Raw genomic sequence first — 21302 nt, 5'->3', positions numbered from 1 at the left:
TACACCAATCTCTTGTTAATTTTTGTTAAAAGAAATAATTAATAACCAGCCTTTTAAATTAGGCTCTGAATTGATGGTGCAAAGGTAATAAATATAATATTATAGCTGTTCGCTTGTTTTGCCGAACCTTCTTTCTCTTCGCTGATAATTGTAAATGGCTTCGAAAAGATCTTCACGTGTAAATTCAGGCCACATTTTCTGCAAAAAGCAAAATTCCGTATACGCCATTTGATACAGAAGATAATTGCTTATACGCTGTTCACCGCTTGTCCTAATCATGAGGTCAGGATCAGGTATTTCGCTGGTGTATAGGTTGTCACGGAAAGTTTGTTCGTTAATATCTTTCACTGCCAATTTGCCTTCGGCTACTTGTTTAGCGATGGATTTGGTCGCATCAATAATTTCTGTTCGGGAACCGTAACTCAATGCGAGTGTAAGTATACATCGGCTGTTATTTTTTGTCAGCGCTATCGTATCTTCCAATTTTGTTTGGCAGTTTTGTGGCAAATCGCTTATATTGCCAATAGCGTTTAAACGAATATTATTTTCAAGAAAAGTCTTGGTTTCTTTTGCCAATGTATCAACCAGCAGCTCCATCAACGCGTTGATTTCGATCTTCGGCCTATTCCAATTCTCAGATGAGAAAGCATAAAGCGTTAAATAAGGCACACCGATTTCTATACAACCTTCTAGTGCTTCCCGAACAGCGGTCACCCCATTTTGATGGCCGAAGATACGCAACTTTCCAAAGCCTTTTGCCCATCTACCGTTACCGTCCATAATAATAGCTATATGTTGTGGTAGCGCTTTCGGATTTATCTTTTGTTTGAAACTCATTTTTTAATCGACTCCCCAACAGGGGATTTTATGGTGTAAAGATAGGCGTTTTCGAACAATAAGGACGTATTAAATTGTGTTAAAATGTGTCGTTAATAGTTTCTAACGTCTAAGCCCCACAGTAGTTTTTCACGTAACGTGCCGAAAAAACTATCAGACGGTAAGCGGATAAGGTGTACTCGAAAAGGAGCGCGATTAATGCGCAGGTTAGTTGTGGTGTCCAACGTTTCATTTTGTGAGTCGCAACTGAGTATATATTTATCGGTTCTGCTTTCAATCTCTAATTCCAGCTCACTGTCTGCTGAGATGACGATCGGCCGTACATTCAGATTATGCGGGGCAACAGGCGTGATCACAAAATTACCACTTCCCGGCATGATAATTGGGCCTCCACAACTTAGGGAATACGCTGTCGATCCTGTAGGTGTGGCAATAATAATACCGTCAGCCCAATAAGCGTTCAAAAGCTCTCCATTTATGGTCACATTGATTGTAATCATGGACGATGTGTCGTGGCGGAAAACGGTGATGTCGTTCAACGCAAAATTGGCGTCACCAAAAATACGTTGCTGATCGCTGCTTACCTCCAGTAAATCCCGTGATTGCAATGTGTAATGCCCCGCAAAAATATCATCGAGTGCTTGGATTATTTTTGCTTTGTGAATGGAAGCCAAAAAACCAAGTCGTCCAAAATTGATCCCAGCAATTGGAATCCCGGAATCTCGAACTTGTGATACCGCAGAAAGCATTGTGCCATCGCCGCCGAGGCTCAGTAAAAACAAAATATCATGTGGGAGATCGCGATGGTTATAATAACGTAGGAACGTATCAGGGCAATCTAGTTGTTCTTTCAAAAAATCGTAGAAATCAGAATAAATATAAATGGTGATATCCTTTTCTTTCAAATAGGAAAACAATTGTTCAACATAAGGAACAACGGATGAATTGAAAGCCCTGCCATATATAGCGATGGATTTTTGTTGCATAAAAAGCGGTTTTGTCAAAACTTACGCAAACCTAATAAAATTAAGATGAGTTTTATAAATTTAGGTAATTCATTAAGATATCGTAGCGTTCTTTGATGTCTGAATCTTGGCTGCCGTCGTTGAACGTAGCTTTGACAACGTAATCAAAACGCCACAGAGAGGCAACTACCGTCGAAATATTTTGTTTGTCAACCTTGATGGTCATCTCGATTTTAGTCGTATCTGGAATGTCACGAACGGCTGTATTTAGAATACGTACATTTTCCGATTCAAAGATATGGGCGATGTGTGAAAATGATACATCATTTTTCCCCAACTCCAGCACAATGATGGCACCGGGGTCTTTATTGCCCAAGGTTTCGTTGATAGCAGATAATAGGTCTATAATAGAAACGACACCAATATAGGCGTTTTCTTTATCCAAGACAGGAAGTATTTCCAATTGATGCGCATCCATGTACTGAAGCGCATCATAAATATGTTGATATTCGTATAGATAAACAAAACGTAAAGACACCATTAAGCTGCTTACGGTTTGTGTTTCGTCATGTGCAGAAAGCAAATGATCTTCTGTAACAATACCCAATAAGTCACGTTCGTCGACAATGGGAAGCTGCGTGGTATGGAGCTCATTCATTTTATCTAATGTGAACCCAATGCTATCGTCTGATTGAACGTCAAAATAGTTCTTTGCTAGAATTTCACCTATATACATGATGAGCTGTTTTAAAAATTAAACAAAGAAAACTTAAAACCGTTTTCTGTTCTCTTGTTTAATTATATGCTAAATTAACAATATTACCTTTATCGAGTATACTATTCATGTAAATAACTTTTTACATCATTAAAATTTAAATTTATTATTTTTACGCCAATAATTATGCAAACACGGGACTTATTAAAAAACAAATGGCCAGAGAAGAAGAGCAGGTAAAGTTTATTCAGATTCGTGAAGTAATTCGAAAAAAAAGTCCAAAGTTGGCCAAATGGATTCCGAGCCCGTTAATAAGCTATTTGGAGCGCGTTATCCATGAAGATGAGATAAACGATATTATGAGCAGATTCCGGGACTTATATGGTTTAGATTTCGTTGACGCTTTAATTGCGGATTTGGGTGTAAAAGTAGTATTGGAAGGTGAAGAGAACATCCCCGTTAACGATAGTGTTATATTTGCTTCTAATCATCCCCTCGGAGGACTGGATGGTATTGCTATCATGCAGGCAATAGGTCGGCATCGGCGCGACGTCAAATTTCTGGTGAATGATATATTGATGAATATCCGAAACCTAGAACCTCTTTTTGTCCCGGTAAACAAAGTGGGAGGACAGGCAAAAAATGGAATTATGGCAATCGACCAAGCTTATGCATCTGATAATGCGTTGTTGGTATTCCCGGCAGGTTTGGTTTCACGCAAAATACGAGGGAAGATTGCAGATCTGGAATGGAAGAAGAGCTTCATTTCAAAAGCAAAAAAATACAAAAGAGACATCGTACCGGTTTACATTGATGGGAAAAATTCTAATTTTTTCTATAATTTAGCTAGACTGAGACAAAAATTTGGACTAAAAGTAAACATGGAGATGTTATATTTGCCGGATGAGATGTTTTCTCAACGAAACCATACGGTAACTATACGCGTCGGAAAACGAATTCCTTACCAGGAATTTGACCGATCCAGAAGTGAACGCGAATGGGCTCATCACGTGAGAGAGATAGTATACAGAATGGGAGACAAAAAATAATATATGCAGGAGATTATACCACCGGTAGACAGAGTGTTAATAAAAGAGGAATTGACACAAGATGCTTTTGTACGCTATACCAATAATGGAAATAATGAGGTTTATTTAATTAACTATCATACTGCTCCCAATATTATGCGCGAAATCGGCCGCCTCCGCGAGGTCACTTTTCGCGGAGCAGGGGGTGGAACAGGATTACCGCTTGATATTGATGAGAATGATACATGCGAACATAACTACGACCAACTTATTGCTTGGAATCCAGAAGAAGAAGAAATCATCGCCGGCTACCGCGTTATAAAATGTTTAAATGCCATTGATAAAGAGGGAAACCTTCATCTGTCTACAGCGCATTATTTTCACTTTTCCGATAAATTCAAAAAAGAGTTTTTGCCGTATACATTGGAACTTGGGCGCTCTTGGGTACAGCCTCGGTTTCAACCTTCTATAGACAACAGGAAAGGATTATTTTCGTTGGATAATTTATGGGATGGTTTAGGTGCGTTGGTTGTTATTAATCCTGATGTAAAGTATTTGTTCGGAAAAGTGACGATGTATCCGCATTATAACGAAACCGCACGCGATTTGCTAATTTATTTTATGGAATATTACTTTCCGGATAAAGATCAATTAGTCGTTCCTTTTGAACACCTAAATTTAAAATATAAAACGGATATTACACCGTTTGTAGGGATGTTCGATGGGTTGGCCTATAAAGATGGATACAAACTGCTTAACGCGAAGGTCCGGGAATTAGGTGAAAATATACCGCCGCTTATCAATACCTATATGAATTTATCACCTACCATGCGTACTTTCGGCACCGCGTTGAATGACGAGTTTGGTGAGGTAGAAGAAACGGGTATCATGATTACATTGGAAGATATTTATCCCGCCAAAAAAGAGCGGCACATGACCACGTATGAACGGGATAAAGATAAAGGGGTGAGGTCAACTTAGCAGTGACTTCACTACTTCTGATATCGTTTTTCCATCTGCTTGGCCGGCAAGTTTCTGATTTGCCGCACCCATTACTTTACCCATTTCTTTGATGGACGTTGCCCCAACTTCTGCTATAATGCCTTTCACAACTTCTTCAATGGCAGATCTATCCAGTTGTTTAGGTAGATACTCCTCAATGACTTGCAGTTCTTCCATCTCGATTTGATACAGATCCTCCCGATTTTGGGTTTTGTAAATATCTCCTGATTCCTTACGTTGTTTTGCCAGTTTTTGTAAGACTTTGATTTCTGTGTCTTCACTGAGCTCTTCCACTTGGGCCTTTTCAGTTTTTGCTAATAATATAGCTGCTTTGATAGCACGTAGACCACGTAGTTTAGCATTGTCCTTAGCGATCATGGCCGCTTTAATATCCTGATTGATTTTTTGTTCTAATGACATGTTGATTTAGTATTTAGTATTTATAGTATTTAAATATTAGAGGAATCACGAACAACAACTGTTCCATTGGCCTGTGCCGTGGGCATGACCAAAAGGTCATTGATGTTTACGTGAGCTGGTCTTGAAAGTACAAATGCGATAATCTCCGCTATATCCTTTCCAGAAAGCGGAGTCAATCCCCGGTATACATTTTTCGCACGCTCTTTATCACCTTTGAAACGAACCTCCGAAAACTCTGTTTCGACCATACCTGGGTCAATAGAAGTTACCTTAATTCCTTTTTCCAGCAAATCTATGCGCATAGCTTTTGTCAGCGCATCCACGGCATGTTTGGTTGCGCAGTACACGTTTCCGTTAGGATAGACGTCCTTACCTGCAATAGAACCCAAATTGATAATATGCGGTGCTTCACTTTGTTCCATCAAGGGGATAGTATGCTTCGTGACGTAAAGTAATCCTTTGATATTTGTATCTATCATCCTGTCCCAATCTCCTATATTCCCATTTTGTATAGGTTCCAGTCCTTGGCTAAGTCCTGCATTGTTAATTAAGATATCAATATTCCGCCATGCTGTAGGGAGATTACGCCACGTTTTTTCTATTTCGTTGTTCTCGCGTACATCAAGTTGAAAGCAAAACAGATCGCAAGTGGGATAGGCAGATTGAATTTTCGTCTTCAATTCTTCCAGCCTTTCCAAACGGCGAGCACAAAGTAAGAGCCTGTATTTGGATTCGCTCGCTAGAACCTCCGCACAAGCTTCACCGATTCCTGAACTTGCTCCTGTTATAAGTACCGTTCTCATTGTTGTTGAAAATTATTATTTCGTGCATTCGTATATGGTACAGAACCCGAACGTTTGTGGCCTTACTTTAGTTTCCTTGAACCCCACCTTTTGCGTAATGGCGGCAAACCGCTCACCGTCCGGAAAATTAGCAACGGATTCGGGAAGGTAAGAATAAGCGCTCGAATCTTTCGAGATCAATTTGCCCAATGCTGGTGTCAATGTATGAAAATGGAAATGATACAATTGTTTTATGGGAAAGGTGGTTGGGTTAGATAGCTCCAAGATGACAGCTTTGCCGCCCGGTTTTAGTACACGACGGATATCCGCGAGCCCCTGTTCTAGGTTTTCGAAGTTACGAACACCGAAGGCAACGGTAACGGCGTCGAACGTATCGTCCTCGAATTGCAGTTTTTCGGAGTCGCCAAGCTGAACTTCAAACTGTTCCTGTAGGCCTTTCTTCTCAATTTTTTCGCGAGCGACATCGAGCATACCCGCAGAAATATCTACGCCGATAATCTTTTTGGGATTCAATATCTTGATAGACTCCAATGCAAAATCACCAGTGCCTGTAGCTACATCGAGAATAAGCTGCGGATGGATGCTGCGTAACGACCGAATCGCCTTTTTACGCCAAATCGTGTCGATACCCATCGTCATCATCCGATTCAACATATCGTACGTTTTGGATATGTTGTTGAACATATTTGTTACTTGTTCTTTCTTTCCACCTTTCTGCGCTTTGTAAGGTTTTATCGTTCGGGTATCATTTGCCATAAAGCAAAGATACGATATTGATTTTTATCCTGCTAAAACTGTGTTCTTTCGTATGTCAGGGGTGGAGAAATATGCATTAAATAACATTAACTATTTGGTACTTAATCAAAAGGGTATAGGTATGCTTATTTTTGCTTTAGGTAATATCTGCCGTAACAGTTCTTAACACCCTCTGGAGTTATTAACATTCCTGTAACTCTTTGTTTTGAAAGAGACTTTTTTTTCCTTCCACAGGTTATTAACAGGTGGTGTGGAAAACACTAGTATGGAAACCCGTATCCGCAAGGGAGTTATAACGGCGCTTTTTTACAATACACCGAAGTGTGTACAAATAGATGGATTGTTCCTGTTTATTTTTTATATTTTTGTTATTCGTTACGATCAGCATCAACAATAAACAGAAGAATTTTTTTGGAATGGCGATAGAGAATGAATTTTCGAACAATGCGGGGAGCAGAACTAATTTTGCTAAGAAACGGGCTAGCTTGAATAATTTAGTCAGTGGATTAGGGAAATTGCCTCCACAAGCTTTAGATTTGGAAGAAGCCGTTTTAGGAGCCTTGATGTTGGAGAAGAATGCACTTAGTGAAGTTATCGATATTCTTAAACCAGATTCATTCTATAAAGAAGCACACCAAAAAATCTACGAAGCCATTTTCAATTTGTTTCAGCAAACGTCACCTATTGACCTGTTAACCGTGACCGCCGAACTTCGGAAAATGGGCGCGTTGGAAATGGTGGGAGGCGCTTATTATATTACGCAACTCACAGATAGAGTTGTTTCCGCTGCTAATATCGAGTACCACGCCCGTATTATTTCCCAAAAATACATTCAGCGGGAACTTATTAAGGTATCGACAGAAATTATAAACAACTCTTACGACGAAACGACCGATATATTTGATTTGTTGGATCACGCCGAGAAATCTCTATTTGACATCGCACAAAATAACTTACGTCGCGATTCGCGGAAGATGGATGATATCATGCGGGAAGCGATCACCAATTTGGAAGCGCTTCGTGACCGTACGGACGGATTGACAGGTATTCCTTCTGGGTTGACCGCATTAGACCGGATGACGTCTGGCTGGCAACCTTCCGATCTTGTTATTATTGCGGCTCGTCCGGCGATGGGAAAAACTGCATTTGTTCTTTCTGTAGCAAGAAATGCAGCGGTAGACCATCAACGTCCGGTGGCGGTATTTTCGTTGGAGATGTCGTCGGTGCAGTTAGTTAATCGTTTGATAGCGGGTGAAACAGAAATTGAACAGGAAAAATTAAAAAAAGGGAATCTGGCTGATCACGAATGGCAGCAATTGCATTCCCGAATAGGGAGACTAACAGAAGCCCCTCTTATTATTGATGACACGCCTGCATTAAATGTCTTTGAGTTTAGAGCGAAATGTCGTCGTTTGAAGGCGCAACATGATATCCAAATGGTGATCGTGGATTATTTACAGCTTATGCACGGAAAGAGTGAAGGAAAAGGCGGAGGAAACCGGGAACAAGAAATCGGTAGTATTTCACGAGCATTGAAATCTGTTGCCAAAGAACTGAATATTCCGGTATTGGCGCTTTCCCAGTTAAGCCGTGCCGTAGAATCCCGGCCAGGAAATAGTAAGCGTCCAATGTTGTCGGATTTGCGGGAGTCGGGGTCCATAGAGCAGGATGCTGATATGGTATTGTTCCTTTATCGCCCCGAATATTATGGACTTACTGAAGACGAAGAAGGACGTCCTACAGCAGGTGTAGGGGAGGTTATTATTGCGAAACACCGGAATGGTGAAACAGGAATAGTCCCTTTACGCTTTATTGGTAAGTACGTGAAGTTCGTGGATTTGGAAGAAGATTTTGGAGGTGTGGATTCCTTTGGAGGAGGAGCGGATAACTTCTCTGCAATTGGACCATCTGATGCATTCGGTGGGACTGGAGGTTTCAGCGGTGGTGGTGGCATTACCATGCCTTCAAGAATGAACGATATGCCAGACGATGCTCCATTCTAAAAAAGATAAAAAGCCTACATCATGTAGGCTTTTCACTAAACTAAACATTGAAACAAATACCCAGGTCCTATGGGTAGGTCGTTACCACTTTATTTACTTTCCATCCGTCTTCGCTGTGGTTTAGCGTAATATAATCAATACGTGTAAAGTTGTCGAATTTCATTGTGGCTTTAGCGACGCATGCTTTGCCACATTCATCCAGCATTTCATAGGTCGTTTCACAATTGAATTTCAACCCTTTATTTGTCTTTAAAAAATTAGTATATGTCTTTTTGTTGTAGCATACATTGTTAGCGGTGTTTCGATATTCAAAATCCTCTGAAAACAGAAACTTGTTGAATTCGATGCTGCCAGCGGTAGCGGCCTCTAAATAAGTAGCGATAATGTACATGGAATTTAGATCTTTCAGCGGATTAACTTTTTCAGCTGCAAAAGAACTGAATGATGTCATCATGATAAATGCTGTTGCGATGGTTGCGATTGTCGTTTTCATTGTAGTAAGTTTTTAATGTTGTTAATATTTATTTTTTTAATCTTTTTATGTTTTAACTGTTTTGATGATTCAAAAGTAGCCTCGTGCTGGATAGTACGAAATGCCAATTAGACCAGTCTTTGATATTCCTCGGTAAAACCAGTATAATATTCGGTGAATTTTTTTACCGATTATCGTTATGGTTTTATTGTCCATATCTTCTGTGCGATACTATCCAATCGCATTGCCAAAAAATGAAATGTTTCATTGTGAGCTATTTGTGATTTTCTTTGTTTTGCAGGTTGTTCGGATATGAACAAAAGGTGTGCGTATGTGGACGTATCATCTTTAATGAGTTTGGAAGGTGTTTACTACAGGATGTTTTTTCTTCCGGTTAATTCTTTATATTTTTGCAGTCAGTTTTTAGATCAACTTAAGCGAGGGAAATAGTATGCCAGTCAAGATACCAGATAATCTTCCAGCTATTCAACTTTTGGAGAAAGAGAATATATTTGTGATGAGCGATTTACAAGCGGCGGCACAGGACATTCGCCCGTTGCGTGTGCTTATTCTTAATCTAATGCCCCTTAAGATAACGACGGAGACTGATTTCATAAGGCTGTTGTCCAACAATCCTTTACAAGTCGAAATAGAATTTGTACGGCTGGACACCCATACTTCAAAAAATACACCTGAGGAGCATTTGGAAATGTTTTACAAGGGATTTAGTGAAGTGCGCGATGATTTCTATGATGGTATGATCATCACCGGAGCACCGGTGGAGATGATGGATTTTGAGGCAGTATCTTATTGGGAAGAGATTAAGAGCATATTTGATTGGGCGAGAACCCATGTTACTTCCACATTATATATCTGTTGGGCTTCTCAAGCGGCGCTCTATCATTTCTATGGTGTAGAGAAATCGCCTTTAGAAGAAAAATTGTTCGGCGTATTTAAGCATACGGCTACCGAGAAACGGCATCCGCTATTCAGAGGTTTTGATGATGAGTTTTTTATTCCGCACAGCCGTCATACTACGATTTTGAAAAAATCAATAACAGATAAGAAATCAATTTCTGTTTTGTCCGAATCTAAGGATGCGGGGCTTGCTATCCTTTCTTCCAGAGGAGGACGCGAGTTCTATTTCACCGGTCATTCCGAATATGCACCTCTCACATTGGATGATGAATACAAAAGGGATTTGGAAAAGGGGTTGGACATTGATATGCCCTTAGACTATTATGTAGATAACGACCCCAATAATCCCCCGTTGGTTCGCTGGACAAGCCATGCAAACTTATTATTTAACAATTGGTTGAACTACTATGTTTACCAAGCAACGCCATTTAATTTAAAAGACGTCCCAAATTTGGGCGAGATCAAGCTACAGGGATAATGCAGACCGGCTTCGTTGCGGTTACAATTCGAAAGAATAAAAGGAAGTAGTCAGGTACGCGGCACGCCCGGTTTCCGCGACCTGACTATTTTTCTCCCCCCGATGTTTCTATAAAGATGTCTTTCCCTCTTCATCGTCATCATATCGTCTTCTAGACATCAGAAACATACACAATGACTCTCTTCTTCACGATGATGCCAAATTGTATATTTAAATTTTTACCGCCAAATAAAACTGTAGAAGGCATATTTGTAACGGTGTATGGCTGTTTTTAAGGGGTAGATAATAGGAGAACTCCTTTTCTGTAGATGTTTAATGTATACAAAATTTGTTGGGTGGCAATTTGTTGATGGGGTCAATGTCATCTAATCGACGACTAAACTTTCGTTTTCTGGTATATATTATTTTGTGGTGTTCTTTTATAGGTTTGTCACTAAGATCATATACATTGTCCCTAGATATCTTTAACTTCAAAATATTTACTTAATTTTTTGAAGCATTTCATCGGGCTCCGATCCGGACGGAGGTATGGGCATGGGAACTGTCCACACCATGAAAGCTTAGTATGAACACTTAATTTGAAAAACATGAAGATTTTAAAAGTATGGTTACGTAAGGCGATTACAGGTCGCCGGGCACAGGTGGCTTTGCCAACCATGGTAGCGTTTTGGGATGCAGAAGCTTCATCCAAGAAAGAACCAAAGTGTTTTTTCAGAACAATCTAAGTTAAATTAGCTATAGAAAGCCTGACTTGATCTAACAGAGGTCAGGTTTTCTTTTTATCTTCTGGATTTAGGAAATTCAATAAGAAACATTATGATAATGGATTTTTTGGAAAGAAGCACAGCAAGCGAGAGTGACGTAGCAACATCTTGGCTTTACGCGTTATTCGCCGCTAATCTATATAGGTTCTGTCCCCATATAGAAACCTCTAATTATCCCGATATCTATCGCCGTTTAGTAATGTCTAGATATCGTGCTTCGGATGATCAGTTGTCGAAAGTGCTACCAGTCAAACAAGAAGTTTTAGCGGGCTTGACGTCATATATTGGACAAATCAAGGATCGACCTGGTATTTTAGCTACCTTCCACACGGGGTCATATCGACTACTTAACCGTGTTATGTGTATACAAGGGCTACAGGTAGCTATTATTATGTCTAACGAGATTATAGCTGAGCAAGGCGAATATCTGCTTGCGCAACATGCGAAAATGGGAAATGCCGGAGCTTTACAGTTGATCGACGCGGATGCAAGCAATTGTCTCATCAAGTTGCTGGGAGCCCTACGGAATGGTTTTCACGTTTTAGTTTATATGGATGGAAATCACGGGGCTATACCGGCAAAAGATGGGACAGAGGGTGAGCAGGTGCAGTTTTTCAATTGTGACCTTCTCGTACGTAAAGGCTTAGCTATACTATCACATAAACTAAATATTCCTATATACCCCATCCTTTCCTCTTTGGATGATAACGACGACACATTTTATAAAAGTTATCCGACCATCCTCCCCAATAGTGAGGAACCTTTGGAATATTATACATCGCGTATGTTCCAGACGCTATATCAGCATTTGCAGGAAGTTGTTTCTCCAAGACCTGAAATATGGGAGGGCTGGCTATATGTGCATACCATGCCCGGAAAGCGGGAAGGAGGTAATAAAAGAAGACGGAATCAGTCATATTGGCCCTGTCGTGTGGGGACGCGGTACTATATGATGATCAGTCCTCGATACACCTGTCAGGAAATCGGGAAATTATCTTTTTTGTGGATGGACAGCTGGAAACGTTTGATAAGACTGATGAAGAGTTAAATATTTTTTGTAATTTTAGCGGGAGAAAGTTTGTGTTGACATCCTAAACTTATGTGAAGCACTACCTTATTCAACCGCGATGAAGAAAATAGCCGAACTTAAAGTTCCTGTTCACATCCTCATCCATCTATTAGGGTGGGTGGCATACTATTGGTTGACGGTTTCACGTAATCAAAGTGAATTTGAAGGGAATATATATGTAGCAGTGGTGAGTTTCCTTTTGCTTTACGTCCCCCTTTTCTATATCGTATGGTTTATTATCAGGTACAGTGCAGCCAGACGTGCCTGGATATACTGCGTTTTTATGCTGCTTCTACTTTACCCGGCATTGGTGAGCATGGCTTATTTGATGATTTATAAACTGTTTCCCTTGTATGGAATTGTATTCTATAATAGTGAATACAGGCTAACTTGGGGTGATCTTTTTGTTACATGGATTGTCGAATATTGTAAGCTGTTGTCACATGTCTTTCTGTTTAAGCTGATTATATGGGGTTTTCATGCTTTAACTATTCTTAAGCAACAGAAAAGTGAGAACAGTGAGCTAAAGGAGCAACAACTGCGTTTTGTATTGGACGGTCATTTTCAATATAATGTTCTTTCGTCGATAGCGAATCAGCTTGCGCTGAAAGGAAATTGGGAATTTGCACGCTCATTGGGTAGGTTAGGAAGCGTTCAACGATACAGCTACGAAAAAACGCAAGCCCGGCTTACGATGATCAGCTTACGGGAGGAGGTCAACCAAGTAGAAAGTTTGATCGATGTTATCCGCCTCCAACATGGGAATAATGATGTGGTCGAGTATGTGAAAAAGGGAACACTGGAAGGACATTTGGTACCACCTGTTTTACTATTGAGTTTTATGGACAATGTCTTAAAGTACGCTTCTGTTAAGGGAACTTGTCGTTCCATTAAAATAAAGTTAGACTGTCAAAAAGATATGTTTACATTTGTTGCCATCAACAAATTCGAAGGTAAAAGACGATTTGGACGTAGTAGCGGTATTGGACTATCCAGTGTTCAGGAACGTTTGGATCTTTTGGCACAACAGCGATACAGTCTGCGCTACGGCAAGCGTTTAGGCTATTTCTTTGTGGAGCTAACGATTAAACAAAGTAAACATGGATCAGCCTAACGGTAGATTACGTGTGTTCCTTTTGGATGATGATCCCGTCATGTTGCGTGTGTTGTATACCTATTTGCAGACGGATGGCCGTTTGATCGTTATTGGTACCGAAACAGATAGTGTTCGTGCACTCCAATACATGCGAAACAATCCTGTAGATCTTTTGATCTCGGACATTGTTATGGAAGGGTTCGATGGTATTTCCCTAGTCAAGTCTATGCAGCCGCGTCCTGCAGTAATTTTGGTTACCGCGTATACGGAACGCGCTATGGATGCCTTCGACATACAGGTCGACGACTGTATTCCCAAGCCTGTTGATTATGCCCGCTTGGCAGAGGCTATAAACCGTGTAATATCGAAAGCCACCTATTCTGAAGCTTTTGGGAGAGGCTTTCTGTTTGTGAAGGATGTAAAGGAGGGGTTTGATGCAAAGATCGTTTTTGCAGATGTTGGTTTGGTAAAAAGTGATAAAAATTATGTCTGTTTCCATCTGTCGGATAAAAGGAAGGTAAAGACCCGTACCACGCTCCGGGAATTAATGTCTATTTTACCTCGCAATATATTTATCCAAGCACACCGCAGTTATGCCGTTAATATCCATAAGGTAATAAAATTTTCCCGGGCGATGAGACAGTTTTATCTATTAGATTATGATATACCTCTTTCTATCGGCGCAGAATATCTAGATGATTTTGTCAAAGCGTACTACCCTTCGGAAAAAATGGGTAACTAGATGTACAACATAACCATATTTTAATTTCAAAAAATATATAAACTTTTCCTGTTTTTAGTTACATTTGTTTATGTGTGTCGGCTGCATAGTATAATTATGCAGCCGATGTTTCAATTCATAAACCGTTCCAAAAAAATATTATGCACGTTAACAACACGTCTACAGAAAAAGAAAGTCTGACCAAGCGAAAATCTGCCTTAGGTATACGCTTATTTTTCATTTACCTTATTTGCTATGCTGGTTTTGTGCTGATTGGTGTATTCCAGTACGAATTATTAGCTTTTCAAGTACTTTGGGGGCTTAATTTGGCGTTAGCATATGGGATTGGCCTTATTGTATTTGCTGTTATTCTCGGAGTAGTGTATAACTACTATTGTACGAAATACGAAGACGAGGCGGATGCTGAACAATCTAATGAGATAGAAGAGGGAGGTGCTGTATGATTTACGAAATTTCGTACACGGCACTTATATTCTTTTTTATTTTTGTGGGGCTGGTAGTGGGACTTTCTTTTTATTTTGGAAGAAAAACGCGTTCGTCCTCTTCTTATTATGCTGCAGGTGGACAAATTCACTGGGGAGTCAACGGAATTGCCTTTGCAGGCGATTATTTGTCGGCGGCGTCTTTTCTGGGAATATGTGGAATGATAGCTATATCAGGTTTTGACGGATTTTTGTACGCTATCGGTTTTTTAGCGGGATGGATAGTTGCGCTGTTTCTCATTGCCGAACCTTTTAAACGCCTAGGGAAATATACCTTTACGGACGCGTTGAATGCCAAATTTAATTCACGTGCAATAACGCTATCAGCGTCTATCAGTACGTTGATCGTATCGGTTTTCTATCTCATTCCACAGATGGTGGGGGCTGGTGATTTGGTGATGCCTCTTCTAGGTATGCCACATTGGACAGGTGTGCTGTTGGTAGGGGCAATCGTGATCATCATTGTTGCTAGTGCTGGTATGGCTTCCACGACCTACGTACAATTCTTAAAAGGTGGTTTGCTAATCGTACTTTCGGTGGTGCTTACGTTTTTTATTTTGAAAAATGGATTAACGCTAACACCCGATTTTAAAGGTAGCAGTAGTCACTACACATTTATAGAACTGACGCCACAACAAGTTGAAAATGATAAGGTGATAGCTGTGTCCGGCTGGAACGTTGTTGGACAGCAGACCATTGGAGATAAAACATTTGTTAAGCTTACGCAAAACGGGGTTGAACGATGGTTTGACTGGACGAAAGACCAAAACGGATCGTCGTTGAAAGAAACGTTGACTGTTACGCAACAGGCCAATGGACAAGCATTGTACAACGGAGAGCCTAAGGAAAATCGTCGATTTTATCAGGTAGGACATATGAGCAAGATTGTAGTAAATGGGCAGGAAGTACAAAAAACAGGTCCAGTCGGCCCATTCGAATTTCTATCGACACTGCAAGAGAGTGAGATTGTCCGATTCAAGCAAGTAAAATTTGCGGATGGGTCGAATCAGGTTTCGCTTTATTATCAGGAACCTACGACGGGTCAGTCTTTTATGCTTCCTGGTCTCAAATACAAGATCGGCCGTGATGCAAATTTGTGGAGCAAACTGGATTTCATGTCCTTGATGCTTGCATTGTTTTTAGGAACGGCTGCACTACCGCATATCCTTATCCGTTATTATACTGTTAAAACACCACGTGACGCCAGGAAATCGACCATCCTAGCGATCGCTGCCATTGGAGGTTTTTATATTCTTACCTTATTTATGGGACTTGGGGCGGCCGTGAATGGCGTTTTGGATGTAGAGTCAAGTAATATGGCTGCTCCATTATTGGCGCGTGCATTTGGTGCTGTACTGTTTTCGATTATCTCTGCAGTGGCGTTTGCTACGGTATTGGGGACGGTAGCCGGATTGATTGTGGCCTCTTCAGGTGCAATAGCGCATGATTTCATTGATGTATATCTAAAGCGAAATATGAGTGACCATAGAAAAGTTCAAGTCGGAAAGTTTGCTGCTTTTGCAGTCGGAATTTTTGCTATCCTGCTGGGCATGGCATTCAAAGGAATCAATGTTTCTTTTTTAGTAGGGTGGGCGTTTGCTATCGCTGCATCAGCGAATTTACCAGCTATCCTTTTTTTACTTTTTTGGAAGAAAACTTCGGAAAAGGGAATAGCGGCATCGATCATTGTGGGCATTGTATCGTCTTTGTTGATTATTCTTACTTCGCCCACAATGTGGGATAAATATGGATTGGGTTCAACAAATGCGCCGCATCAACTGGAAAATCCAGCATTGATTTCTTTCCCGCTCGCCGTATTGACAGTCTATTTGGTGTCTTTGTGGTATCCTAAACGAAACGTCGCGGTTACCTAGGACAAACATAGCATTAAAAAGCTCGATTCTTTAAATAGGATCGAGCTTTTTTTAATGTTGATCTACCTACCTTGCTTAAGAATATACACTTTCCTTTTTGAACTTCTTAACGAGCAACGCATAGACGATAACCCGATATTTATTCCTGTTCGATTTTCCAACCTGCTCGATAACTTCTTCCAAAGCAATGTCCAATGCCGGACCATCTGCTAACCCTAACTTTTTCGCTAAAAAGTTGGTCTTTATACGATCAAGCTCTGCTTTATCGGAGGCGGCGATGGTTTCAGCATCCGCATTATAAATGGACGGGCCTAACCCTTTAGCTACAGCAGCGATTAATTTTTCATCAAGAGAAAGGTTTAGTTTTTTAGCTTCCGCCACATAAGCGGCGATTTTTTCTTCTAATTTGCTCATAAATATATTTTTAAGAAATAATGATTGCTAATTAAAATTAAAGACTATTTCCCGTATTAAAAAAAGAAAGTGATTTTTAAACTAGATTTGTAGCGATTATTCTATTAGCCCCGCTCGCTTCAGTAATGCGTCTACATTGGGTTCCTTGCCACGAAACCGCTTATAAAGCGCCATGGGGTGTTCGACACCTCCTCTAGAAAGAATATTTTTCTTAAATTTGTCGGCAACCATTTTGTTAAAAATGCCTTTTTCTTGGAAATAAGCAAACGCATCAGCATCTAATACTTCAGCCCATTTATAACTGTAATAGCCTGAAGAGTATCCGCCATTGAATATATGTGAAAATGATGGACTCATGGCGTTTTCTTCAACGTCAGGTAGCAATTGCGTCGAAATAAAACATCTATTTTCAAACGATTTGATATTGTCGATACTCGTTGGGTCTTGTGCGTGCCAACCCATATCCAATAGCCCAAAGCCCAATTGACGCAAAGTCGCCATCCCTTCCATAAACGAAGCCGATGCCTTGATTTTATCAATAAGTTCCATCGGTAAAGTTTCTCCGGTTTGATAATGTTTGGCAAAAATCTCAAGTGCCTCTTTTTCATAACACCAATTTTCCATGATCTGACTGGGTAATTCCACAAAATCCCAAAAGACAGAAGTTCCTGACAGGTTAGGGTAGATTGTATCGGCCAACATACCGTGCAGGGCGTGACCGAATTCATGGAAGAGTGTAGTAACCTCATTAAAAGTCAAGAGAGAAGGTTTTGTGGCTGTCGGACGTGTAAAATTGCATACAATCGATATATGGGGACGTTCATCTTGGCCGTCTTTGCGATATTGTGATTTAAAAGATGTCATCCAAGCGCCGTTACGTTTACCTTTTCTTGGAAAGAAATCAGTGTAGAATATAGCAATTAAGCGCTTGCTATCATCTGTAACCTCAAACGTACGTACCTCTTCGTGGTATTTATCGATGTCTTGCACTTCATGAAAGTGTAGACCGTAAAGCTTCTGGGCTACGATAAAAACGCCATCCAGTACATTTTCAAGCTGAAAATAGGGTTTTAGCAACTCGTCGTCTAAATCAAATCTTTCTTGCTTCAACTTCTCACTATAATACGTCGTATCCCATTTTTCAAGTTGTTCTATTCCGTGTAGTTTGTTCGCAAAGATACTTAGATCCCGAAACTCTTGTTCCGCGGCGGGCCTTGCTTTATACAACAAATCATTTAAGAATGCTTCCACGCTTGAGGGATGCTGTGCCATACGCTCTTCCAGCACGAAATGGGCATGCGTATCATAACCTAGCAATTGGGCACGTTGGAAACGCAAACGCACAATTTTAAGGATGTTTTCTCCATTGTTGTATTCATTATCCTGAAAAGCTTTACGTCCGGCAGCAATAGTAATTTCGCGACGAAGCGACCGGTTGTCCGCATAAGTTACGAAGGGAATGTAACTTGGATAGTCTAATGTGAATATCCAGCCTGCTTTATCCTGTGCTTCGGCGAGCCCTCGCGCCGCTTCGATAGTGCCTTCGGGTAGGCCAGCTAGATCCCCCTCATCCGTAATGTGTAGTTGATATGCATTCGTCTCAGCCAATACATTTTCTCCAAATTGTAGCTTTAATACCGCGAGCTCCGCATCTATTTGACGTAATGTTTCCTTCTTTTGTTCATTCAATAAGGCGCCGTTTCTAACAAAATCGCGATAAGATTTTTGTAATAAAGTTAGCTGCTCGGCGTTTAACGAAAGTGTGTTTTTTTGATCGTATGTCACTTTTATCCGTTCGAATAATTGTGGATTCAACGTGATATCGTTAGCAAGCTTGGATAGCTTTGGAGCGATCTCTTGGGCTATTTTGTCGAGCTCATCGTTCGTTTCGGCGGAATGTAAATTAAAAAATATATTAGAAATGCGGTCTAGTTCCATGCCAGAATAGGCCATTGCCGCTATGGTATTCTCGAAAGTAGGTGTATCCGGGTTGGAGATGATGGCTGCGATTTCTACTTCTGCCTTTTCGATGGCGGCGTCAAATGCCGGTAGATAATCGTCGTTTTTTATTTGTGAAAACGGTGCCGTATCATGCAACGTATTAAATTTTTGGTTTAATATAGACATACAGCAAAATTACAAAAAAAATAGGGGTATCATAGTACCCCCTATCTATTTCAACAATGCTTGATTACGTTCTATTTTTTTCCTTTTGAGGTCTTTTTCTTTTTGGCATCTTCAAAGTCTCTAAAGATCAATCTTTCGATTGTCCTTTCGATACGTTCCCGACCTTCGTCCTCGTTAATGTCAATGCCACTGACCGTGCTTCCGTTGTTTTTAGCATGCAGGGTCAGGTAATAAATTCCGCCGAGGACAATGGCTAAAGTGGCTTGGATATCCACATCCGTATCCTCAAATTGTGCTGAAATAAGGTCGAGGGCACTTTTACCTACTTCTTCCCGATCCTCAGCTATTTTTCGTAATAATTTGTTTTTAACCCCCATTTCCCAATGGATAATACGTTGCATGGACTTGTCTTTTAGGAACGAGTCGAACTGTAACTGGAATAAATCGTTGGTATCTTGTGCGCTGACCGGTTTTGGATTTTCTGCAAACTCCGTAATTTGCGTCCTAAGTTTTCCTGCCCAAAAATCTTTTTCTAGAATATATTCCTCTATTAACCCGTCCAAGTTTCCGAAATAAAGATATATAAGCTTGGGATTCAATCCAGACTCTTTCGCTATATTGGTAATAGTAAGCCCTGCATAGGTGTATTTTTGCAACACTTTACCTACTGTTGCTATTAATCTACGTTTTGTTCGTTCTTTATCTCGTATCGGGCCGGCTACAATTTTACGTGGCTTTTTTTCCGGTAAAATTTCTGACGCTTCAGCAGCTTTATTTTTCTTTCTCGCCATGATATGCTTTTCTTTTTATCTGTTATTATCTATATCTTGTAAAGTTGACTAATTAAATTGGAAATATCAAGAGCGCCAAATTCTTTTTTATTTTCTTTTTTACTTGTTTATTAAGGTGTTATTGCAATCATTTGTCTGTTATATGATAGGTTAATTCTCGATTTATTTCTTCTATTGAAAAAGATATCAAGAGAAAATAGCCGTATAAAAAAAAGGCAGTAGAATATTTTACCTACTGCCTTTTTATTTATCTAATAAAACCTATTTATTCTTTTATGCTAGGTATTTTGACAACTTCGTTCGTGTCTTTATTATAGTCTATAGTGTCAAAATTAAAACCGAACAGGTTAAAGAAGTCATTACGGTAGCCCGCTATATCGGATAGCTGATCCAAATTTTCTGTGGTAATTTCATTCCATAGTTTCGCCACTTCCGTCTGTACATCTTTCCGCATTTCCCAATCATCTACTCGGATACGTCCTTTTTCGTCTAAAGGAGTTTCGCCATTAGCATAAAGACGATCAGCAAATAGCCGTTGCATTTGTTCGATAGTACCTTCGTGTATACCTTTCTCTTTCATGACTTTATAGAGCAAGGAGATGTAAAGTGGAACAACTGGAATTGCAGAACTAGATTGTGTTACCAGTGCCTTATTTACGGAAACATAACTAATACCTCCTATATCCTTTAGCAAATCGTTGAGAACCGGCACGGTCCCTTCTAGATCGTCTTTCGCCCGGCCAATTGTACCGTTTCTATAAATTGGATAAGTAAGTTCCGGTCCAATATACGAATAAGCAACCGTTTTTACACCGTCAGCCAATACACCCGCTTCTTTCAGTTGCTTTATCCAGAACTTCCAATCTTCGCCCCCCATAACAGCGATTGTGTTATGGATATCTTCTTCGCTTTCGATCGGTTGGATGGAAATATCGGAAACAACACCAGAGTGAAAATCCACCGTTTTATCCGTAAAAGCTTGTTCAATAGGTTTTAAAACTGATGTATGCGCTACACCTGTTATAGGATGGGTACGACGCGGGGAAGCTAATGAATATACGACCAAATCCACCTGTCCGAGGTCTTCTTTGATCAAGTCGATTGTCTGCTTTTTGATTTCATCAGAAAAGGCATCGCCATTGATGCTTTTTGCATAAAGTCCAGCAGCATGTGCTTGGTTTTCAAAGGCAGCTGTATTATACCAGCCAGCGGTGCCTGGCTTACCTGGAGCAGCGGGTTTTTCAAAAAAGACACCAATTGTGGCAGCGTCTGAACCAAAGGCCGCAGTAATACGGGAAGCCAAGCCAAAACCGGTGGAAGCACCGATTACTAAAACTTTTTTAGGACCGTTGTTTATTTTGCCCTTGGATTTTACATGGTCTATCTGTTGCTTAACATGTTGGGCAGTTCCTTCCGGGTGCGAGGTTAAGCAGATAAAACCTCTTACACGTGGTTGTATAATCATATCGTTTTTCTATTCTATTTCAAATAATAGCGCAAATATAACAATAATTAGCTATAGACATGAGACCTTGATTTGTATTAC

The 21302-nt window shown here is 40.3% G+C and carries 21 protein-coding genes; 10 read left to right on the top strand and 11 right to left on the bottom strand.

What is annotated here, in order from left to right; all coding sequences use genetic code 11:
• Positions 1-99: 99 nt before the first annotated feature.
• The 3 genes from G5B43_RS08575 to G5B43_RS08565 form a co-directional block, all read right to left on the bottom strand.
• Positions 100-837 carry an isoprenyl transferase gene (locus G5B43_RS08575; protein WP_165294324.1) on the bottom strand — a complete coding sequence of 246 codons (738 nt, stop codon included), beginning with the start codon at positions 835-837 and terminating at the stop codon, positions 100-102.
• 92 nt (positions 838-929) lie between these two features.
• Entirely contained in the window at positions 930-1823 is an 894-nt protein-coding gene (locus G5B43_RS08570; protein ID WP_165294323.1) for an NAD kinase, read from the bottom strand.
• A 52-nt stretch (positions 1824-1875) separates the two neighbouring features.
• Entirely contained in the window at positions 1876-2538 is a 663-nt protein-coding gene (locus G5B43_RS08565; protein ID WP_165294322.1) for a CBS domain-containing protein, read from the bottom strand.
• Positions 2539-2732: 194 nt separating this feature from the next.
• Between G5B43_RS08565 and G5B43_RS08560 the strand changes: the two genes are divergently transcribed.
• Both G5B43_RS08560 and G5B43_RS08555 read left to right on the top strand, forming a co-directional pair.
• Positions 2733-3566 carry a 1-acyl-sn-glycerol-3-phosphate acyltransferase gene (locus G5B43_RS08560; RefSeq protein WP_165294321.1) on the top strand — a complete coding sequence of 278 codons (834 nt, stop codon included), beginning with the start codon at positions 2733-2735 and terminating at the stop codon, positions 3564-3566.
• Positions 3567-3569: 3 nt separating this feature from the next.
• Positions 3570-4526 carry a GNAT family N-acetyltransferase gene (locus G5B43_RS08555; protein WP_165294320.1) on the top strand — a complete coding sequence of 319 codons (957 nt, stop codon included), beginning with the start codon at positions 3570-3572 and terminating at the stop codon, positions 4524-4526.
• Here G5B43_RS08555 and G5B43_RS08550 read toward each other — a convergent pair.
• From G5B43_RS08550 to ubiE, 3 genes are read right to left on the bottom strand one after another with little or no spacing between them, the layout of a single operon-like run.
• Positions 4518-4967, bottom strand: a complete 450-nt coding sequence (locus G5B43_RS08550) for a GatB/YqeY domain-containing protein (protein ID WP_165294319.1) — start codon at positions 4965-4967, stop codon at positions 4518-4520. The two genes, G5B43_RS08555 and G5B43_RS08550, sit on opposite strands and share 9 nt — an antisense overlap.
• 29 nt (positions 4968-4996) lie before the next feature.
• Positions 4997-5770 (bottom strand): SDR family NAD(P)-dependent oxidoreductase, encoded by a 774-nt coding sequence (locus tag G5B43_RS08545; RefSeq protein ID WP_165294318.1) that lies wholly within the window; start codon positions 5768-5770, stop codon positions 4997-4999.
• A gap of 15 nt (positions 5771-5785) precedes the next feature.
• Positions 5786-6526, bottom strand: a complete 741-nt coding sequence (gene ubiE, locus G5B43_RS08540; RefSeq protein WP_165294317.1) for a bifunctional demethylmenaquinone methyltransferase/2-methoxy-6-polyprenyl-1,4-benzoquinol methylase UbiE — start codon at positions 6524-6526, stop codon at positions 5786-5788.
• 416 nt (positions 6527-6942) lie between these two features.
• Between ubiE and dnaB the strand changes: the two genes are divergently transcribed.
• Complete coding sequence (gene dnaB / locus G5B43_RS08535) at positions 6943-8529, top strand: replicative DNA helicase (RefSeq protein ID WP_165294316.1); 1587 nt, start codon at positions 6943-6945, stop codon at positions 8527-8529.
• A 67-nt stretch (positions 8530-8596) separates the two neighbouring features.
• Here the strand turns inward: dnaB and G5B43_RS08530 are convergent, their stop codons facing one another.
• A complete protein-coding gene (locus G5B43_RS08530; RefSeq protein WP_165294315.1) occupies positions 8597-9022 on the bottom strand; it encodes a nuclear transport factor 2 family protein in 426 nt (141 codons plus the stop codon).
• A gap of 430 nt (positions 9023-9452) precedes the next feature.
• Between G5B43_RS08530 and metA the strand changes: the two genes are divergently transcribed.
• The 7 genes from metA to G5B43_RS08495 all read left to right on the top strand — a co-directional run bounded on the left by metA (position 9453) and on the right by G5B43_RS08495 (position 16424).
• A complete protein-coding gene (gene metA, locus G5B43_RS08525) occupies positions 9453-10397 on the top strand; it encodes a homoserine O-succinyltransferase (protein WP_165294314.1) in 945 nt (314 codons plus the stop codon).
• Between the two features lie 587 nt (positions 10398-10984).
• On the top strand, positions 10985-11122 hold the full coding sequence (locus tag G5B43_RS08520; protein ID WP_165294313.1) for a hypothetical protein: 138 nt from the start codon (positions 10985-10987) through the stop codon (positions 11120-11122).
• 91 nt (positions 11123-11213) lie between these two features.
• A complete protein-coding gene (locus G5B43_RS08515; RefSeq protein ID WP_165294312.1) occupies positions 11214-12209 on the top strand; it encodes a hypothetical protein in 996 nt (331 codons plus the stop codon).
• Between the two features lie 79 nt (positions 12210-12288).
• Complete coding sequence (locus G5B43_RS08510; RefSeq protein ID WP_165294311.1) at positions 12289-13344, top strand: histidine kinase; 1056 nt, start codon at positions 12289-12291, stop codon at positions 13342-13344.
• Positions 13331-14068: a LytR/AlgR family response regulator transcription factor gene (locus G5B43_RS08505; protein ID WP_165294310.1), complete on the top strand. Its 738-nt coding sequence runs from the start codon at positions 13331-13333 to the stop codon at positions 14066-14068. Before G5B43_RS08510 ends, G5B43_RS08505 begins: the two co-directional genes overlap by 14 nt.
• 140 nt (positions 14069-14208) lie before the next feature.
• Complete coding sequence (locus G5B43_RS08500; protein ID WP_165294309.1) at positions 14209-14511, top strand: DUF485 domain-containing protein; 303 nt, start codon at positions 14209-14211, stop codon at positions 14509-14511.
• The gene (locus G5B43_RS08495) at positions 14508-16424 is read left to right on the top strand and encodes a cation acetate symporter (protein WP_165294308.1); all 1917 of its coding nucleotides are present in this window, start codon (positions 14508-14510) and stop codon (positions 16422-16424) included. Before G5B43_RS08500 ends, G5B43_RS08495 begins: the two co-directional genes overlap by 4 nt.
• A 75-nt stretch (positions 16425-16499) precedes the next feature.
• Here the strand turns inward: G5B43_RS08495 and G5B43_RS08490 are convergent, their stop codons facing one another.
• From G5B43_RS08490 to fabV, 4 genes are all read right to left on the bottom strand, one after another.
• On the bottom strand, positions 16500-16838 hold the full coding sequence (locus tag G5B43_RS08490; protein WP_165294307.1) for a DUF2853 family protein: 339 nt from the start codon (positions 16836-16838) through the stop codon (positions 16500-16502).
• A 96-nt stretch (positions 16839-16934) separates the two neighbouring features.
• Positions 16935-18965 (bottom strand): M3 family metallopeptidase, encoded by a 2031-nt coding sequence (locus tag G5B43_RS08485; RefSeq protein ID WP_165294306.1) that lies wholly within the window; start codon positions 18963-18965, stop codon positions 16935-16937.
• Positions 18966-19036: 71 nt separating this feature from the next.
• Positions 19037-19756: a TetR/AcrR family transcriptional regulator gene (locus G5B43_RS08480; protein ID WP_165294305.1), complete on the bottom strand. Its 720-nt coding sequence runs from the start codon at positions 19754-19756 to the stop codon at positions 19037-19039.
• A gap of 265 nt (positions 19757-20021) precedes the next feature.
• Positions 20022-21221 carry an enoyl-ACP reductase FabV gene (gene fabV / locus G5B43_RS08475; protein WP_165294304.1) on the bottom strand — a complete coding sequence of 400 codons (1200 nt, stop codon included), beginning with the start codon at positions 21219-21221 and terminating at the stop codon, positions 20022-20024.
• Between the last annotated feature and the right edge of the window lie 81 nt (positions 21222-21302).

This window comes from Sphingobacterium sp. SGR-19 (assembly GCF_011043555.1).
GTDB lineage: Bacteria > Bacteroidota > Bacteroidia > Sphingobacteriales > Sphingobacteriaceae > Sphingobacterium.
The sequence above is the reverse complement of the archived record's forward strand: the minus strand, read 5'-3'. Positions and strand labels throughout refer to the sequence as shown.

What these genes read in the sequence shown, in the direction of transcription:
- G5B43_RS08575 (WP_165294324.1), bottom strand. Translation starts at nt 837, where the DNA reads ATGAGTTTCAAACAAAAGATAAATCCGAAAGCGCTACCACAACATATA.
- G5B43_RS08570 (WP_165294323.1), bottom strand. Translation starts at nt 1,823, where the DNA reads ATGCAACAAAAATCCATCGCTATATATGGCAGGGCTTTCAATTCATCC.
- G5B43_RS08565 (WP_165294322.1), bottom strand. Translation starts at nt 2,538, where the DNA reads ATGTATATAGGTGAAATTCTAGCAAAGAACTATTTTGACGTTCAATCA.
- G5B43_RS08560 (WP_165294321.1), top strand. Translation starts at nt 2,733, where the DNA reads ATGGCCAGAGAAGAAGAGCAGGTAAAGTTTATTCAGATTCGTGAAGTA.
- G5B43_RS08555 (WP_165294320.1), top strand. Translation starts at nt 3,570, where the DNA reads ATGCAGGAGATTATACCACCGGTAGACAGAGTGTTAATAAAAGAGGAA.
- G5B43_RS08550 (WP_165294319.1), bottom strand. Translation starts at nt 4,967, where the DNA reads ATGTCATTAGAACAAAAAATCAATCAGGATATTAAAGCGGCCATGATC.
- G5B43_RS08545 (WP_165294318.1), bottom strand. Translation starts at nt 5,770, where the DNA reads ATGAGAACGGTACTTATAACAGGAGCAAGTTCAGGAATCGGTGAAGCT.
- ubiE (WP_165294317.1), bottom strand. Translation starts at nt 6,526, where the DNA reads ATGGCAAATGATACCCGAACGATAAAACCTTACAAAGCGCAGAAAGGT.
- dnaB (WP_165294316.1), top strand. Translation starts at nt 6,943, where the DNA reads ATGGCGATAGAGAATGAATTTTCGAACAATGCGGGGAGCAGAACTAAT.
- G5B43_RS08530 (WP_165294315.1), bottom strand. Translation starts at nt 9,022, where the DNA reads ATGAAAACGACAATCGCAACCATCGCAACAGCATTTATCATGATGACA.
- metA (WP_165294314.1), top strand. Translation starts at nt 9,453, where the DNA reads ATGCCAGTCAAGATACCAGATAATCTTCCAGCTATTCAACTTTTGGAG.
- G5B43_RS08520 (WP_165294313.1), top strand. Translation starts at nt 10,985, where the DNA reads ATGAAGATTTTAAAAGTATGGTTACGTAAGGCGATTACAGGTCGCCGG.
- G5B43_RS08515 (WP_165294312.1), top strand. Translation starts at nt 11,214, where the DNA reads ATGATAATGGATTTTTTGGAAAGAAGCACAGCAAGCGAGAGTGACGTA.
- G5B43_RS08510 (WP_165294311.1), top strand. Translation starts at nt 12,289, where the DNA reads ATGAAGAAAATAGCCGAACTTAAAGTTCCTGTTCACATCCTCATCCAT.
- G5B43_RS08505 (WP_165294310.1), top strand. Translation starts at nt 13,331, where the DNA reads ATGGATCAGCCTAACGGTAGATTACGTGTGTTCCTTTTGGATGATGAT.
- G5B43_RS08500 (WP_165294309.1), top strand. Translation starts at nt 14,209, where the DNA reads ATGCACGTTAACAACACGTCTACAGAAAAAGAAAGTCTGACCAAGCGA.
- G5B43_RS08495 (WP_165294308.1), top strand. Translation starts at nt 14,508, where the DNA reads ATGATTTACGAAATTTCGTACACGGCACTTATATTCTTTTTTATTTTT.
- G5B43_RS08490 (WP_165294307.1), bottom strand. Translation starts at nt 16,838, where the DNA reads ATGAGCAAATTAGAAGAAAAAATCGCCGCTTATGTGGCGGAAGCTAAA.
- G5B43_RS08485 (WP_165294306.1), bottom strand. Translation starts at nt 18,965, where the DNA reads ATGTCTATATTAAACCAAAAATTTAATACGTTGCATGATACGGCACCG.
- G5B43_RS08480 (WP_165294305.1), bottom strand. Translation starts at nt 19,756, where the DNA reads ATGGCGAGAAAGAAAAATAAAGCTGCTGAAGCGTCAGAAATTTTACCG.
- fabV (WP_165294304.1), bottom strand. Translation starts at nt 21,221, where the DNA reads ATGATTATACAACCACGTGTAAGAGGTTTTATCTGCTTAACCTCGCAC.